The sequence below is a fragment of the Paenibacillus sp. FSL R5-0701 genome, assembly GCF_037973995.1.
In the GTDB taxonomy this organism is placed as follows: Bacteria; Bacillota; Bacilli; order Paenibacillales; family Paenibacillaceae; genus Paenibacillus.
The window spans coordinates 6,265,343-6,282,120 of sequence record NZ_CP150230.1; the positions used below are offsets into that span (position 1 = coordinate 6,265,343).

Sequence of the window (16,778 nt, forward strand, 5' to 3'; positions counted from 1 at the left end):
CCACCGAATAACATCGGCAGTGGTTCTTCGCTTGGCGGCGTCCTACTCTCCCAGGACCCTGCGGTCCAAGTACCATCGGCGCTAGAGGGCTTAACGGTCGTGTTCGGGATGGGTACGTGTGGAACCCCTCCGCCATCGCCACCAAACGCGTAGCTTACATTTCAGAGTGTTGTTCTCTGAAAACTAGATTCGAAACGAAACATGCGAATTATCACTTGCTATTGGATAAGCCCTCGACCGATTAGTACTGGTCAGCTCCATGCATTGCTGCACTTCCACCCCCAGCCTATCTACCTCGTCGTCTTCAAGGGGTCTTACATACTGGGAAATCTCATCTTGAGGGGGGCTTCACGCTTAGATGCTTTCAGCGTTTATCCCGTCCGTACATAGCTACCCAGCGGTGCTCCTGGCGGAACAACTGGTACACCAGCGGTACGTCCATCCCGGTCCTCTCGTACTAAGGACAGCTCCTCTCAAATTTCCTACGCCCACGACAGATAGGGACCGAACTGTCTCACGACGTTCTGAACCCAGCTCGCGTACCGCTTTAATGGGCGAACAGCCCAACCCTTGGGACCTACTTCAGCCCCAGGATGCGATGAGCCGACATCGAGGTGCCAAACCTCCCCGTCGATGTGGACTCTTGGGGGAGATAAGCCTGTTATCCCCAGGGTAGCTTTTATCCGTTGAGCGATGGCCCTTCCATGCGGTACCACCGGATCACTAAGCCCGACTTTCGTCCCTGCTCGACTTGTAGGTCTCGCAGTCAAGCTCCCTTATGCCTTTGCACTCTTCGAATGATTTCCAACCATTCTGAGGGAACCTTTGGGCGCCTCCGTTACTCTTTAGGAGGCGACCGCCCCAGTCAAACTGCCCACCTGACACTGTCCCCGCACCGGATTACGGTACCAGGTTAGAACCTAGATACGATCAGGGTGGTATCCCAACGTTGCCTCCACACAAGCTGGCGCTCATGCTTCAAAGGCTCCCACCTATCCTGTACAGATCGTACCCAAATTCAATATCAAGCTGCAGTAAAGCTCCATGGGGTCTTTCCGTCTTGTCGCGGGTAACCTGCATCTTCACAGGTATTAAAATTTCACCGGATCTCTCGTTGAGACAGCGCCCAAGTCGTTACGCCATTCGTGCGGGTCAGAATTTACCTGACAAGGAATTTCGCTACCTTAGGACCGTTATAGTTACGGCCGCCGTTTACTGGGGCTTCGGTTCACAGCTTCGGGATTACTCCCTAACCACTCCCCTTAACCTTCCAGCACCGGGCAGGCGTCAGCCCGTATACTTCGCCTTACGGCTTCGCACAGACCTGTGTTTTTGCTAAACAGTCGCTTGGGCCTTTTCACTGCGGCCCCCTCGTGCTATTCACACTACCGGGGCACCCCTTCTCCCGAAGTTACGGGGTCATTTTGCCGAGTTCCTTAACGAGAGTTCTTCCGCGCGCCTTAGAATACTCTTCTCGCCTACCTGTGTCGGTTTGCGGTACGGGCACCATCACCTGGCTAGAGGCTTTTCTTGGCAGTGTGAGATCATGACCTTCGCTACTATAATTTTCGCTCCCCATCACAGCTCAGCCTTACAATGTGCGGATTTGCCTACACATCAGCCTCACTGCTTAGACGGACATCCATCAGTCCGCGTCACTACCCTACTGCGTCCCCCCATTGCTCATAACGGCTTACGGTGGTACAGGAATTTCGACCTGTTGTCCTTCGACTACGCCTTTCGGCCTCGCCTTAGGTCCCGACTTACCCTGAGCGGACGAGCCTTCCTCAGGAACCCTTAGGCTTTCGGCGGATCAGATTCTCACTGATCTTTTCGTTACTCATACCGGCATTCTCACTTGTATAATGTCCAGCGCTCCTTACGGTACACCTTCAACCCTTATACAACGCTCCCCTACCCCTGATGCAAAGCATCAAGCCATAGCTTCGGTGGTGTGTTTAGCCCCGTTACATTTTCGGCGCAGAGTCACTCGACCAGTGAGCTATTACGCACTCTTTCAATGATGGCTGCTTCTAAGCCAACATCCTGGTTGTCTGTGCAACTCCACATCCTTTCCCACTTAACACACACTTGGGGACCTTAGCTGATGGTCTGGGCTGTTTCCCTTTTGACAATGGATCTTAGCACTCACTGTCTGACTCCCGGAAGTAAGTCTATGGCATTCGGAGTTTGACTGAGCTTGGTAACCCTTGCGGGCCCCGCACCCAATCAGTGCTCTACCTCCACGACTCTGTTTTCCGAGGCTAGCCCTAAAGCTATTTCGGGGAGAACCAGCTATCTCCGAGTTCGATTGGAATTTCTCCGCTACCCCCACCTCATCCCCGCATTTTTCAACATGCGTGGGTTCGGGCCTCCAGTGCGTGTTACCGCACCTTCACCCTGGACAGGGGTAGATCACCCGGTTTCGGGTCTACGTCCACGTACTAAGTCGCCCTATTCAGACTCGCTTTCGCTGCGGCTCCGGCTCTTCACCTTAACCTTGCACGGGAACGTAACTCGCCGGTTCATTCTACAAAAGGCACGCCATCACCCCTAAAACGGGCTCTGACTTTTTGTAAGCACACGGTTTCAGGTTCTATTTCACTCCCCTTCCGGGGTGCTTTTCACCTTTCCCTCACGGTACTGCTTCACTATCGGTCGCTAGGAAGTATTTAGCCTTGGCAGATGGTCCTGCCGGATTCATACGGGGTTTCACGTGCCCCGCACTACTCGGGATCCGTCTCGGAGGGAACAGACTTTCAACTACAGGGCTTTTACCTTCTTTGGCGGGCCTTTCCAGACCTCTTCGCTTAACCGGTTCCTTTGTAACTCCATGTGAGACGTCCCACAACCCCAAAGAGCAAGCTCTTTGGTTTGGGCTTCTCCGCGTTCGCTCGCCGCTACTGACGGAATCACTATTGTTTTCTCTTCCTCAGGGTACTTAGATGTTTCAGTTCCCCTGGTATGCCTCTACACAACCTATGTATTCAGTTGTGAGTAACTGGAAATTACCCCAGCTGGGTTTCCCCATTCGGACACCCCCGGATCAAAGCTTGCTTACAGCTCCCCGAGGCAGTTTCGTTGTTCGCCACGTCCTTCATCGGCTCCTAGCGCCTAGGCATCCTCCGTGTGCTCTTAGTAGCTTAACCATTTTGTTCCGGTTTCGGTCGCTCGCTTCCCTTGTTTTGCTTGCGCAAAGCCAAAAGTCGCTCTCATCCGATACCCTCACAAAAGCAATTTAACTACCTTTATACACTTGACTTGTTTACACAAGATCAGCTTAAAGGAATGTTCTAATTCGCGTTTGTTTCGTTTCGATATCTAGTTTTCAAAGAACAAGCCAAATAGATGAAATTGTTTGGTGGAGCCAAGCGGGATCGAACCGCTGACCTCCTGCTTGCAAGGCAGGCGCTCTCCCAGCTGAGCTATGGCCCCTCAAATTCCATCAAAACTGAACAAATGGATAAGTAACTGTGTTGCTGTTGCAGGTTCTATGAACCTGCGTATTTGAATGTTTCCGTTGCAGGAAACGATTCTCCATAGAAAGGAGGTGATCCAGCCGCACCTTCCGATACGGCTACCTTGTTACGACTTCACCCCAATCATCTATCCCACCTTCGGCGGCTGGCTCCTTGCGGTTACCCCACCGACTTCGGGTGTTATAAACTCTCGTGGTGTGACGGGCGGTGTGTACAAGACCCGGGAACGTATTCACCGCGGCATGCTGATCCGCGATTACTAGCAATTCCGACTTCATGCAGGCGAGTTGCAGCCTGCAATCCGAACTGAGACCGGCTTTGTTGGGATTGGCTCCATCTCGCGATTTCGCAGCCCGTTGTACCGGCCATTGTAGTACGTGTGTAGCCCAGGTCATAAGGGGCATGATGATTTGACGTCATCCCCACCTTCCTCCGGTTTGTCACCGGCAGTCTATCTAGAGTGCCCACCCGAAGTGCTGGCAACTAAATATAAGGGTTGCGCTCGTTGCGGGACTTAACCCAACATCTCACGACACGAGCTGACGACAACCATGCACCACCTGTCTCCTCTGTCCCGAAGGAAAGATACATCTCTGCATCGATCAGAGGGATGTCAAGACCTGGTAAGGTTCTTCGCGTTGCTTCGAATTAAACCACATACTCCACTGCTTGTGCGGGTCCCCGTCAATTCCTTTGAGTTTCAGTCTTGCGACCGTACTCCCCAGGCGGAGTGCTTAATGTGTTAACTTCGGCACCAAGGGTATCGAAACCCCTAACACCTAGCACTCATCGTTTACGGCGTGGACTACCAGGGTATCTAATCCTGTTTGCTCCCCACGCTTTCGCGCCTCAGCGTCAGTTACAGCCCAGAGAGTCGCCTTCGCCACTGGTGTTCCTCCACATATCTACGCATTTCACCGCTACACGTGGAATTCCACTCTCCTCTTCTGCACTCAAGTCACCCAGTTTCCAGTGCGATCCGGGGTTGAGCCCCGGGATTAAACACCAGACTTAAATGACCGCCTGCGCGCGCTTTACGCCCAATAATTCCGGACAACGCTTGCCCCCTACGTATTACCGCGGCTGCTGGCACGTAGTTAGCCGGGGCTTTCTTCTCAGGTACCGTCACCTTGAGAGCAGTTACTCTCCCAAGCGTTCTTCCCTGGCAACAGAGCTTTACGATCCGAAAACCTTCATCACTCACGCGGCATTGCTCCGTCAGGCTTTCGCCCATTGCGGAAGATTCCCTACTGCTGCCTCCCGTAGGAGTCTGGGCCGTGTCTCAGTCCCAGTGTGGCCGATCACCCTCTCAGGTCGGCTACGCATCGTCGCCTTGGTGAGCCGTTACCCCACCAACTAGCTAATGCGCCGCAGGCCCATCCCCAAGTGACAGATTGCTCCGTCTTTCCAGTTTCCTTCAGGCGAAGAAAACAACTATTCGGTATTAGCTACCGTTTCCGGTAGTTGTCCCAAACTTGAGGGCAGGTTGCCTACGTGTTACTCACCCGTCCGCCGCTAACTATCAAGGAAGCAAGCTTCCTTGATACTCCGCTCGACTTGCATGTATTAGGCATGCCGCCAGCGTTCGTCCTGAGCCAGGATCAAACTCTCCAATAAAGTATTGAAAAGAGCGATAAGCTCATTTTGAATCTGACGATTCATTTTGAATCAAAAGTTACTATCCATTTGTTCAGTTTTCAAGGAACTTGTATGTCCGTTTATCTTGATGTTTGTCAACCGGACAGGAATCTTATCATATCATGTTAACTAACTTACTGTCAACACTTTGTTTTCGTCATCTTTCAAATGATTATGACAATCATTCGTTTGAAGCGACAAGAAATAATATATCACGTAGTGATTTATTTAGCAAGCATTTTTAATCACCCTTTTGATATCATGATATTTTCATCTACGGTGTCTTGCCTCCAACCTGTATTCGACAGATTAGCACATGCTCTGAACCCAAGATGGGATAACGATCCCTGCCCTTCTGTTCGTTTGGAGAAAGTGATCCAAAAACTCTATAATAAGGTATATAGATATAGAGATAAGGTTAAGCAGTCAAGTGTACTACTTTCATAAGTAGCCTATGAACAATCGTATAACCATCTCACATTGCACCTTTACACAGATCACGTACTCCATTCACAGCTAGCTATTACATATCAAAGTTCTGAATAAACTCATTACTAACCTATATGGGGTGATCGCACTTGAAGCAATGGTTAAAGAACAGACGCAAAGGTTACGGCAAAAAGTTGGTTTCCATCCATTCTTGGAATGCCTGGATTGTTGTGATCCTTGCTATATCAGGTCTTATGCTGGTAGGCGGCTTTTGGCGAGAGATACTCGGAATTGGACGTGTCTGGTTAAAATGGCTACATATCATCGTTGGGCTAGCTATGCTGGCACCCGTAGTATATTACTTGATTTTGGCCGGAAAGCACTGGAAACAGCTTCGTAACAGACCTTGGCAAAGGGTGAACACCATCTTTGTTCTTGCTCTGCTGGTAGGCTGGCTACTCTCGGGTATTGTGTTATGGCAGTTCAAGCTGGCTGGACCTCGATGGTCGAATGCTGCACTTCTGATCCATGACCTGCTGACTTGGGTGGGCTTACCTTATATTATCTATCACTCCATCACTCGGACCAAATGGTTAAAGGACCCTGCACGTCGTGCGGTTAAAACCACTACACCTACAACTTCAACACGAACTCAAAATTCAGCTGATCCATCTGATTCAATATTGGATGAAAAAGAAACTCTGGCTGCTATATCTTCTTCCCAGTTTGATCGCAGTTCCGAGAGAGATCCCCTCAAATCAGAGGAGCGACCTCAACCGTTGTATACACGACGAGCTTTCATCCGTTCTACTGTGGGGGTTGGTCTCGCCGTGACTCTTGGTCCTACTTTTATATCCTGGGTAGGACGAAATCTCAAGATCGATAATAGTATTGATAGCATGCTGGAGAACGATCCTAACCGTATGGTTCCTCTGCCACAACCGCTGTCTGCCTCTTCACCTCCCATTGGAGGCGGAGCTGAAGGTCATTTCCGCGTATATACCGTTACGCCTATACCATCCTTCTCCAATGCTAACTGGTCTTTCCGAATCGATGGACTAGTTGAGCGGGCACAGATTTGGAATTGGGAACAATTCGTGAAGATGGCGCGTACCGTACAGGTTAGTGATTTCCACTGTGTAACGGGCTGGTCTGTATATAAGAATACCTGGGAAGGCATTTCTCTTGCACAGCTTTTGAAACAAGCCGGGGTCAAACCGGAAGCTCATAGTGTAAAGTTTTATTCCGGTGATGGTGTGTATACAGATGCGATTACGATGGATCAAGCGCAGATGGAGGATATTATGGTCGCTGTCATGCATGATGGCAAACCTATCCCGGCTGATCTTGGCGGTCCGGTACGGCTCGTCATTCCTCAAATGTATGCCTACAAATCAGTAAAACGGTTAAATCGCATTGAACTCATCGACAGTGAACATATCGGTTACTGGGAAGAACGAGGATATGACAAGGATGCATGGCTTACAGGCGCATCTCAGCGCATTCCTAACAATTTAAGTGGATCATGATCAGATAAGATAAAATTGGTGAGCGTTCATTCGTTGTAAAATAGCAAAAGCCCCCGATCACATATTCGTGTCTTCGGGGGCTTTTTTTATATGAACTCTTTTGTTCATTTATCCTCTAACCCTGTGGGTTCAAAAGACGTACAAGTTCGTCCTCATCCTCAATCGTAGGAATACCGAGATCATGAGCTTTGGTTAGTTTACTACCTGCCTTCTCTCCGGCAATAACCAGATCTGTCTTTTTCGACACACTGCCAGTCACCTTCGCTCCGAGCGCTTCCAGTCTTTGCGTCGCCTCTTCGCGCGTCAATTGGTGCAGCGTTCCGGTCAAGACGACCGTTTTACCACTGAAGAAGGAATCTTCCACAACAGCAACGGCTGGTGCCTCAGGTGCCTGAGCTTTCACGCCCAAGTTGAGCATTTTCTCAATCGCAGCCTGTGTAAAAGGATCTACAAAAAAGTTTACGATGCTCTCAGCCACGATACCACCGACGTCGGGTAGTTCAACCAGTTCTTCCACGGTTGCATTCATAATGGCGTGCAGATCTCGATAATGATCTGCGAGCATGCGCGTTGTCGATTTACCTGTGTTCGGAATACCCAGTGAGTATAAGAAGGAAGCCAAGTCTCTATCTTTACTAAGCTCAAGCGCAGCGATAAGGTTGTTCGCTTTCTTTTCCCCAAACCGCTCCAGCTTCACCAGATCATCAAACTGTAACGTATACAGGTCGGCAGGCTCACGTACGTTCAATTCATCATACAACTGAATCGCTGTTTTCTCACTGAACGTCTCAATGTCCATGGCATCACGGGAGGCAAAATGGGAAATACGTGCCACCGTTTGTGGTTTACACGCAAGTCTATTGTTACAGAACAGATGCGCTCCGCGTTGCTCCAGTGGGAATCCACATGCAGGACACTGCTCAGGGAAGACGATCTCCTCACCATCACTCTCCTCCGTCACTTTACCCAGAATCTCAGGAATGACGTCGTTGGAGCGACGGATAAAGACCCGTGTGCCCAGAGCAAACTTCAGGTTTTTGCGCTCAATATCGCCGACATTGTTCAAAGTACAGTTCTGTACCGTTACTCCGGCAAGTTCAACCGGCTCTACGCGTGCCAGCGGAGTTACTTTGCCAGTACGGCCCACATTCCATACCACAGCATTAAGAACCGTAGTGGTCTCTTCTGCCTCGAATTTATATGCCACCGCCCAGCGAGGGAATTTATCGGTATAACCCAACACCTCGCGGGTGCGCATGTCCGTAATTTTGATAACAGCTCCATCGATCAGATAGTCCAGCTGACCCCGGTTCTCCTGAATCGCAGCCAATTGTTCCATCACATCATCAAACTCATGGAAATAAGTAATCGACGGATTCACTTTGAAGCGGTTCTCACGCAGGAAGTCCATCATCTGCTGATGATTGGCAAACTGAATGTCATCCGAATAACCTACATTATAAAAATAAGCATTCAACCGACGCTCAGCCGTCGCCTTCGGATTCAGGTTGCGGAGCGCTCCTGCTGCTGCATTACGCGCATTCTTGAGTGGCTCTGCCGCTGTCTCATTGTATCGGTCCAAGACAGACAGATTCATGATGCCTTCACCCTGTACTTCAATCGTACCGCTTGTGTAAGGAATTTTGAGCGGAACGGATCGGATCGTTCTTACCTGTGCCAAAATACCTTCACCTACGGTACCGTTCCCTCGTGTAGAGGCTTGCACCAACTCACCGTTGGTGTATGTCAGGTTCAACGTCAATCCGTCAAACTTCAACTCGATTACATAACCTGGTTCCGGTAAAGGCGTATCGGGATTTTTACTGTTATAGTCATTAATCAGTTTCAGTACACGGGTATTCCAGCTACGAAGCTGCTCAATATTCTGTGCTTTGTCCAGACTCCATAAGGAAGATAAGTGGCGATGCGGGGTAAACCCCTTTAGCAGTTCGCCACCCACACGCTGTGTTGGAGAATCAGGCAGAACCATGCCGCTTTCCTGTTCCAGCGTAACCAGTTCATCGTACAGAAGATCATACTCCTTATCGCTGATCTGTGGCTGATCCATCGTGTAGTACTGATAATTATGCTGGTTCAGCTCGGTAACGAGTTGCTCCATCCGGTGCATCGGGTCCATACAGGGCCATCCCTCCGTTAATTTGATCATATATGTAGAACGAACACTCCTATTGCACGTAAACTCCGATAACAGATTAACTTTCCAATCGCTGTTATCCCCGGATTTCTTTTTATCCAATTTGAAGGTAGAAATCCGGGGATAAAGGCAAACGCCATGCTTCTTCAAGTTATTTTAGTCTCTCTGTTATCGTGCAAAAGGAAGTTTCGTTCAAAAATCATTCTACTTTGGTAATTGGGGCAAAGCCGGCAAGCAAACGTTTCACACCCACCGGAGCCGGGAAGGCAATCTGCAGTTCGGTATCATTACCTGTCCCTTTGACCGCAACAATGGTGCCTGTTCCCCATTTGCCATGCTGCACTTTATCTCCTGCCTTGAATCCTGCTTCACCATCAGAAGCTACTGGCTTGGAAGCAGATGATGGCGTAGAGTATGTTGGGCGGGAGGTACTCGTGGTCACACGAGAAGTTGGCGTGGATGAGGTAGCAGATGAACCACTCTTGCTTTGGTGATCGAACAGCTTGGTGCCACCACCGAAGTTACTTCCTCCACTAGAGCCTAACCCACGTCCACCATATGAGCCGCCTCCGCTACTTCCACGACGGTAACGATCACGAGCCATGGAGGTGTCTTCCTTCAGCTCATCCGGAATTTCATCCAAGAAGCGGGAAGGTGGGTTCGCTGCGGTACGTCCAAACAACGTCCGCATCTGTGCACAGGACAGGAACAGTTGCTCTTCCGCACGGGTGATCCCTACATAAGCAAGTCGGCGTTCTTCTTCCAGTTCTTCATTGTCCATAAAGGCACGGCTATGCGGGAAGACTCCTTCCTCCATACCCACGATAAAGACAACCGGGAACTCCAGACCTTTGGCGCTGTGCATGGTCATCAGGGTAACCGCGTCGCTCTGATCCTCTTCATCATCGTTCATGCTGTCGATGTCAGCAATCAATGCAAGATCGGTGAGGAACGACACCAGCGTTTTGTCTTCATTATTTTTCTCGAATTCCATCGTTACCGACAGGAACTCTTCAATGTTCTCCAGCCGTGCACGGGATTCGAGTGTGTTTTCATTTTGCATTTCAAGACGGTATTGACTCATCTCAAGAATCTTCTCAGTCAGTTCAGTTACAGACAGATACTCTACCATCTGATGCAACGCAGCGATCATGTCATAGAACTCCACCAGCGCATTACGCGTACGGCCAGCAAAACCAAGATCATCTACGACCTGAAGTACACGGAAAATAGAAATTCCACGCTCTCCTGCCGCAGCCGCCAGCTTCGCTACCGTTGTATCACCGATGCTACGTTTCGGTACATTAATGATCCGGGTAAGACTGATATCATCGTCGGGGTTAGATAACAGGCGCAGATACGCCAGAATGTCCTTGATCTCTTTACGATCATAGAACTTAATGCCGCCGACAATCTGATACGGAATATCAGACTTGATCAGAATTTCCTCTATAACCCGGGACTGGGCGTTGGTACGGTACAAAATAGCATGGTTTTGATAGGATTTGCCGTTCTTCACATTTTTACTAATCTCGGAGGTAACAAAATACCCCTCATCATGCTCGGAATCCGCACGGTACACCTTGATCTTCGAACCACCCTCTTTGTCCGTCCACAGTTTCTTCGGTTTACGCCCTGTATTCAGGCCGATCACTTCATTGGCTGCATTCAGGATATTGGAAGTTGAACGATAGTTCTGCTCCAGCAAAATCGTACTTGCTTCAGGGTAGTCTTTCTCAAAGTTCAGGATATTGCTGATATCCGCCCCACGCCAGCGATAAATCGACTGGTCACTATCCCCTACAACGCAGATGTGGTGGTGACTGTCAGCCAGCATGCGGCACAGCATGTACTGTGCACGGTTCGTATCCTGGTACTCGTCCACGTGAATGTACTGGAATTTCTTTTGATAAAAGTCGAGGACTTCCGGCACTTCTTTGAACAGTTGAATAGTCTGCATAATGAGATCGTCGAAATCAAGTGAGTTGTTGGCTCTTAACCGTTTCTGGTACATCTTATATATCTTCGCTACAATACCTTCGAAATAATCTCCTGCCTGCTTCTCATATTGCTCCGGACTAATCAGTTCATTCTTGGCCGTGCTCATCATCGATTGAACTGCTTTCGGTTCGAATTTCTTGGTATCGATATTCTGATCTTTCATACAGCTGCGAATAACAGATAATTGGTCCGATGAGTCCAAAATACTGAAGTTGGAGGTAAAGCCAATACGTTCAATATCACGGCGCAGAATTCGCACGCACATGGAGTGGAACGTGGATACCCAAATGTCGCGGCCTTGGGAGCCACCAACCAGTTGGGATACACGGTCTTGCATCTCACGGGCGGCTTTGTTCGTAAATGTAATCGCTAAAATGCCCCACGGGGGTGCCTTCCGTGTTGCAATGAGGTAGGCAATCCGGTGTGTCAGCACTCGCGTCTTGCCAGAGCCCGCTCCGGCCATAATTAGCAGCGGGCCATCCGTCGCCTCGACGGCTTGCCGTTGAGGGGTGTTAAGTCGTGCAACGGCATCATGTATATTTACAGGTTGCATGCATGCATGCTCCTTTCGTTGGTTGGTCTATAAAGCAAAATTAATAGGTTACACTCGCCACTCCGATGACAGAATAATCTTCCGATCGCTGTTATTCCCGGATTTTTCGATCTACTTTTTCAAAGGTGAAAATCCGGTAATAAAGGCGAACGCTCCGCTTCTCCAGCTTATTTCTGTCCTCTACGTTCTCGTGTAAAAATTAGTTTAGCTTATATTTAAAGGTAGTAAAAACACAAGAGAGAACACTTCGTTTCTTCAGATTGCTTCTGCACTCTCCGTTTCTGTGTAAACATAGTTCTGTATACGAATCTCTTAGTAAAAAAAGAACAAAATCAGGTAATAGAAGCATGCTTAGGATTTAGCTTTCTTACAGAAAGCTTTGAACGAGCATTTCGTTTCTCCAGCTCACTTCTCTCCTCTTTGTTCTCGTGTAAACGACATTACGCTCATATAACTTCTTTAATTAGTAAGGGCAAAGTTCTATTTTAACAGATCATAAGGGGAAAATGGGGGAATGGTAAACTAAACCGATTAAATGGTTCCTTTTACGGCCAACACCGTCTCAAGTGCCTTAGTCAAATCGCTATACACAATGTTACCTACCACGACGGTATCTGCCACCTGGGCAGCTTGCGAGGCTTTCTCCGGATCATCAATTCCGCCGCCGTAGATAAGGTGTGCCCGATCCAATTGTCTGTGTGTCTCACCAACAAGCTCCATATCTCCGAACGTTCCGCTGTACTCCATGTATACAATTGGAAGATTGAGCAGACGCTCCGCAGCCTGGGCGTATGCCACCGCAGCTCCTGTCGTCAGTTCCGTATCTGCACCAGTTAACCGCGCTACCGTGGAGTTTGCATTAAGCACAATATAACCCTCGGCAATCAGCAGATCCCAAGGGATAAGATAACCGTAACGCTCTATGGCTTGCTGGTGGTGCCCAATCATCCATTTGCTGTCCGTTGCATTCAGGACCATTGGGATCAAATAGCCATCAAAGCCGGGAACAACAGCCTCTAGGTCAGATACTTCAAGCACACATGGCAACTCATAACGACGCACACGGGACATCAGATCTACCGTGTTATCATAGGTAATTCCGGAAGATCCACCGACGATAATTGCATCGGTCCCCGACATGCAGACCAGATCGAGTTCTTCGTCCGTAATCTCCCGGTCCGGGTCAAGCTTAAATACATGTCTCCACTGCTTAATCATGTCTATCAACGAACATTCCTCCAGAGGTTCTTCTGCATCCTAGAAAGCTTGTAAACTAAGTCTAAGTCAGCAGACAGTGAGTGTCAATGTTCGTATAAAAAGGGGAACAGAAAAACATGAATTTTTACGGTTTCCAGGCAAAACGTGTATTCATCTCAACCAGTTCCTGCTCCGTCAGCACGTCCGAGTAGACCCCGTACACGCCCCATTTCTCATAGTTAGCCACCTGTTCAGTGTCATTGATGGTATGCACGTAGGTGACTGAGCCTGCGCTATTCAGCTTGGCGACGAAATTCTGGTTTACTTTATATTCCGGCATAGTCACGGCATCAATATCATTCTTTTGCACAAAATCAACAACCTGAGCTTCTGTATCCTGTGTGGCATATAACGTATAGATAATGGAAGGGAATGCATAGACTTCTTTCACCGTTTCGAGCATCGGTTCGTTATAAATCTGTACAACCACCCGATCCAGCACGGATGGGTCATGTTCTTTGGCTGCATCCACGAGGGATCTTAACACCTGCTGAATATCCTCATCCTTCTGTTCCTTGGTGTCGGTTACGATATACATATCCGGGTACTCAGCCAGTACATCTATAATGCCATCGGCATCCATGGGTTGATACATGCCCAAGATTGGCGTATCCATGAATTCATCATGTGTCAACGCCCCGGCCTGTTTATCCTCTGGAAGCTCTTCTTCTTGTCCTAGCATTTTACTCATATTAGCGGTCCATTCATGTCTGGCTACGGCTTTGCGATCCGAAGTCAACATAAAGTCGATCTCAAATACACGTGTACCTTTCTCGTAATTGGCAATCATCGCTTCATAGGCATTGGTATAGGGTTGATCACGAATGCTGCCCATCGCATGGGCGATTAATCTATAAGCGGTAAATCCGTCCCGTTGTTCCTCACTCTCGCTTTCATAGGCGAAAAAGAGTGTGCCCACGGTAACGATCAGTAGTATTAATACGGCGGCAATGCGTTTCATATCACATTCACATCCTCAGTACCTTTTTGTTAGCTAACTACCCGAATTGATGAGGTGCAAAACAAAATAGCCGCCCGAGGCGGCTGTTAAATGGTGGGTAAACTATGGGTATAAAGCAGAGACCCTCCACATGCTCAGTCCTTTTGCTGTACACTCCACTCTTTCAAAAACGCAATCAGTGCCTCACGCCAAGGTCTCAGAGGTTCCAGACCGTTCGTTCGAATCGCAAGATGATCCATCACCGAGTATGCAGGACGAGGGGCTGGACGCGGAAACTGATCGGTTGTGCATGGCGTTAGTTCGGCTGTCGGCTCGAACCCACTCTGCTTACCGGCTTCCTCTCTTATTGCCTGTGCAAAATCGTACCATGTGCAAGTTCCTGAATTGGAAGCATGATAGATACCATATTTTTCACTCGTAGAAAGAGTATGAATGAAACGGGCAAGATCCACCGTATAGGTGGGCGAACCTTGTTGGTCATGAACAACTTGCAGTTGTGGACGCTTCTCCATAAGTGCCAGCATGGTTTTGACAAAATTACTGCCATATATGCCAAACACCCATGATGTTCGAATGATAAACCATTGCGTACACAAACTTTGAACCAGTCGTTCCCCCGCAAGCTTGGACTTGCCATACACACTATGGGGATTGGTTACATCGTACTCTCGGTAAGGTGTACTCCCGCTCCCATCAAATACATAATCGGTACTGATATACACGAGCTTCGCATTCACACTCTCGGCAGCAACCGCAATATTTCTAGTGCCTGAAACATTCACAGCGTATGCTGCATCCTCATCCACTTCAGCCTGATCAACTGCCGTGTAGGCAGCACAGTGAATAATGATGTGAGGCTGGAACGTTGTAATCATACTTGTGCACTGCTGTTGATCGGTAATATCCATCTGATTTCTATCACAGGCCAGTACTTGATGACCCTCTGCTTGGAAGGTCTTCACCACATCATAACCCAGCTGTCCCGCGGAGCCAGTCACCATAACTCTATAGTTCATTGGGAAGAATCACCCATCCGCTTACCGTACTGAAGCTGGACATAATCCTGATACGCGCCTGATTGAATTCTCGTCCACCAGTCTTGATGTTTCAGATACCACTGGATTGTCTCCCTGATCCCTGTCTCAAAGTTATGTGCAGGTTGCCAACCGAGCTCTGTACGTATTTTGGTTGGATCTATACCGTAACGTCGGTCATGTCCCAAGCGGTCCTGTACATGTTTAATCAAACTCGCTGGTTTGCCCAGTTGCTCCAAAACAGTCTGCACAATATACATATTAGTACGTTCGTTATTACCGCCAATATTATATACCTCTCCAGATTGTCCATTATGAATCACCAAATCAATCGCGCTACAGTGATCCTCGACATAAAGCCAGTCACGAATATTGAGGCCGTCACCATATACTGGAATGGCTTCATCATTTAATGCACGGGATATAATCAGCGGAATCAGTTTCTCAGGGAATTGAAAAGGCCCGTAGTTATTAGAGCAACGTGTAATATTCACAGGCAGTCCAAAGGTTTCATGATAAGCTCTTACGAGTAGATCCCCGCCAGCTTTACTTGCAGAGTAAGGACTGTTTGGCATCAGAGGTGTATCTTCAGTAAATAAACCTGCTGCACCCAATGATCCATACACCTCATCCGTCGATACCTGAACAAATTTGGTGACTTGATACTTCTTTGCCGCATCCAGCAGAACCTGAGTACCCATCACATTGGTACGCACAAAGATATCCGGGGACAGAATACTTCGATCCACATGAGACTCGGCAGCGAAATTCACAACCACATCGATGCCTTGGGAAAAAACAGCTTCCATCTGCTGTACATCTGCAATATCTGCCTTGATGAAGGTATATCGGGGATTGGACTCTACCGTATGCAAGTTCTCCAAGTTCCCTGCATACGTTAATGCATCCACATTGATAATTTCATAACTCGGATGTTCACGAAGCATATATAACACAAAGTTGCTGCCGATAAATCCGGCCCCACCCGTAACCAGTAGTTTCATGCGGTCTCTCTCCCTCTGCCTCCAGATACAGAAGTATCTGAAAAGTCTGATTAATTAGTCAAAGTTCAGTTCAGCATCTTTCAGTAAAGGATGCTTCTGATCCTTCTCCGATAATATAGGTTTCGTCACAGGCCAATCAATGGCGAGCGACGGATCATTCCATAGAATTCCACGGTCATGTTCAGGCGAATAATAGGCGTCTACCTTATAAGTTACTTGGGAATGAGGCACCAATGTACAAAATCCATGAGCAAAGCCTTGAGGAACAAGCAGTTGCCGCTGGTTGTACTCACTTAGAATGACACTTTTCCATTGGCCAAAAGTAGGGGATGAGGTGCGGACATCCACAATCACATCATAGATAGCCCCAGATATAACCCTCACCAATTTAGTCTGTGCTTTGGGCTTAAGCTGATAATGAAGCCCACGCAGAACACCTGCTTCAGCCGACAAGGATTGATTGTCCTGAATAAAGACGTGCTGTATCCCCTGTTCATGCAGAACCTGCTCATTATAACTCTCCATAAAATATCCACGGTGATCACCATAAACCTTGGGTTCCAATATGGCAGCGCCATCCATAAACAGCGGAAGTACCTTCATGACATCCCTCCGTTTTGCTGTTGACATCATTTCTTCATATTGACTATGTATATGTAAAGTGTCGGGTAAGTGTTTGTTCATTGGCCTGTATAACCCTCATATTTACTCTTCCATAAAATAAATTAAAGCCCAGCC

8 protein-coding genes, 1 tRNA gene and 3 rRNA genes are annotated in these 16,778 nt (G+C 48.3%); 1 reads left to right on the top strand and 11 read right to left on the bottom strand.

Annotated features, from left to right (window positions below; genetic code table 11):
* Positions 1 to 29: 29 nt before the first annotated feature.
* The 4 genes from rrf to MKZ13_RS27705 all read right to left on the bottom strand — a co-directional run bounded on the left by rrf (position 30) and on the right by MKZ13_RS27705 (position 5,096).
* Positions 30 to 146 (bottom strand): 5S ribosomal RNA (gene rrf, locus MKZ13_RS27690).
* Between the two features lie 75 nt (positions 147 to 221).
* Positions 222 to 3,149 (bottom strand): 23S ribosomal RNA (locus tag MKZ13_RS27695).
* A 210-nt stretch (positions 3,150 to 3,359) separates the two neighbouring features.
* A tRNA-Ala gene (locus tag MKZ13_RS27700) sits at positions 3,360 to 3,435 on the bottom strand.
* Between the two features lie 108 nt (positions 3,436 to 3,543).
* Positions 3,544 to 5,096 (bottom strand): 16S ribosomal RNA (locus MKZ13_RS27705).
* The 16S, 23S and 5S rRNA genes sit together here with 1 tRNA gene alongside, the layout of an rRNA operon.
* A gap of 599 nt (positions 5,097 to 5,695) precedes the next feature.
* Between MKZ13_RS27705 and MKZ13_RS27710 the strand changes: the two genes are divergently transcribed.
* On the top strand, positions 5,696 to 7,075 hold the full coding sequence (locus MKZ13_RS27710) for a molybdopterin-dependent oxidoreductase (RefSeq protein WP_339179734.1): 1,380 nt from the start codon (positions 5,696 to 5,698) through the stop codon (positions 7,073 to 7,075).
* Positions 7,076 to 7,190: 115 nt separating this feature from the next.
* Here MKZ13_RS27710 and ligA read toward each other — a convergent pair whose 3' ends face one another.
* The 7 genes from ligA to rfbC all read right to left on the bottom strand — a co-directional run bounded on the left by ligA (position 7,191) and on the right by rfbC (position 16,643).
* A complete protein-coding gene (gene ligA, locus MKZ13_RS27715; RefSeq protein WP_339179736.1) occupies positions 7,191 to 9,212 on the bottom strand; it encodes an NAD-dependent DNA ligase LigA in 2,022 nt (673 codons plus the stop codon).
* A 217-nt stretch (positions 9,213 to 9,429) separates the two neighbouring features.
* Entirely contained in the window at positions 9,430 to 11,784 is a 2,355-nt protein-coding gene (gene pcrA / locus MKZ13_RS27720) for a DNA helicase PcrA (RefSeq protein ID WP_339179738.1), read from the bottom strand.
* A 531-nt stretch (positions 11,785 to 12,315) separates the two neighbouring features.
* Entirely contained in the window at positions 12,316 to 13,011 is a 696-nt protein-coding gene (locus MKZ13_RS27725; protein WP_339179740.1) for a heptaprenylglyceryl phosphate synthase, read from the bottom strand.
* 115 nt (positions 13,012 to 13,126) lie between these two features.
* On the bottom strand, positions 13,127 to 14,002 hold the full coding sequence (locus MKZ13_RS27730) for a phosphatidylinositol-specific phospholipase C/glycerophosphodiester phosphodiesterase family protein (RefSeq protein ID WP_339179743.1): 876 nt from the start codon (positions 14,000 to 14,002) through the stop codon (positions 13,127 to 13,129).
* Between the two features lie 134 nt (positions 14,003 to 14,136).
* A complete protein-coding gene (gene rfbD, locus MKZ13_RS27735) occupies positions 14,137 to 15,018 on the bottom strand; it encodes a dTDP-4-dehydrorhamnose reductase (RefSeq protein ID WP_339179746.1) in 882 nt (293 codons plus the stop codon).
* The gene (rfbB, locus tag MKZ13_RS27740; RefSeq protein WP_339179749.1) at positions 15,015 to 16,040 is read right to left on the bottom strand and encodes a dTDP-glucose 4,6-dehydratase; all 1,026 of its coding nucleotides are present in this window, start codon (positions 16,038 to 16,040) and stop codon (positions 15,015 to 15,017) included. The genes rfbD and rfbB overlap by 4 nt, the downstream gene beginning before the upstream one ends.
* A gap of 54 nt (positions 16,041 to 16,094) precedes the next feature.
* Positions 16,095 to 16,643 carry a dTDP-4-dehydrorhamnose 3,5-epimerase gene (gene rfbC / locus MKZ13_RS27745; RefSeq protein ID WP_339179751.1) on the bottom strand — a complete coding sequence of 183 codons (549 nt, stop codon included), beginning with the start codon at positions 16,641 to 16,643 and terminating at the stop codon, positions 16,095 to 16,097.
* Positions 16,644 to 16,778 lie beyond the last annotated feature (135 nt).

Coding starts and splice junctions, on each gene's coding strand:
- ligA (WP_339179736.1), bottom strand. CDS start 9,212: ATGGACCCGATGCACCGGATGGAGCAACTCGTTACCGAGCTGAACCAG.
- pcrA (WP_339179738.1), bottom strand. CDS start 11,784: ATGCAACCTGTAAATATACATGATGCCGTTGCACGACTTAACACCCCT.
- MKZ13_RS27730 (WP_339179743.1), bottom strand. CDS start 14,002: ATGAAACGCATTGCCGCCGTATTAATACTACTGATCGTTACCGTGGGC.
- rfbD (WP_339179746.1), bottom strand. CDS start 15,018: ATGAACTATAGAGTTATGGTGACTGGCTCCGCGGGACAGCTGGGTTAT.
- rfbB (WP_339179749.1), bottom strand. CDS start 16,040: ATGAAACTACTGGTTACGGGTGGGGCCGGATTTATCGGCAGCAACTTT.
- rfbC (WP_339179751.1), bottom strand. CDS start 16,643: ATGAAGGTACTTCCGCTGTTTATGGATGGCGCTGCCATATTGGAACCC.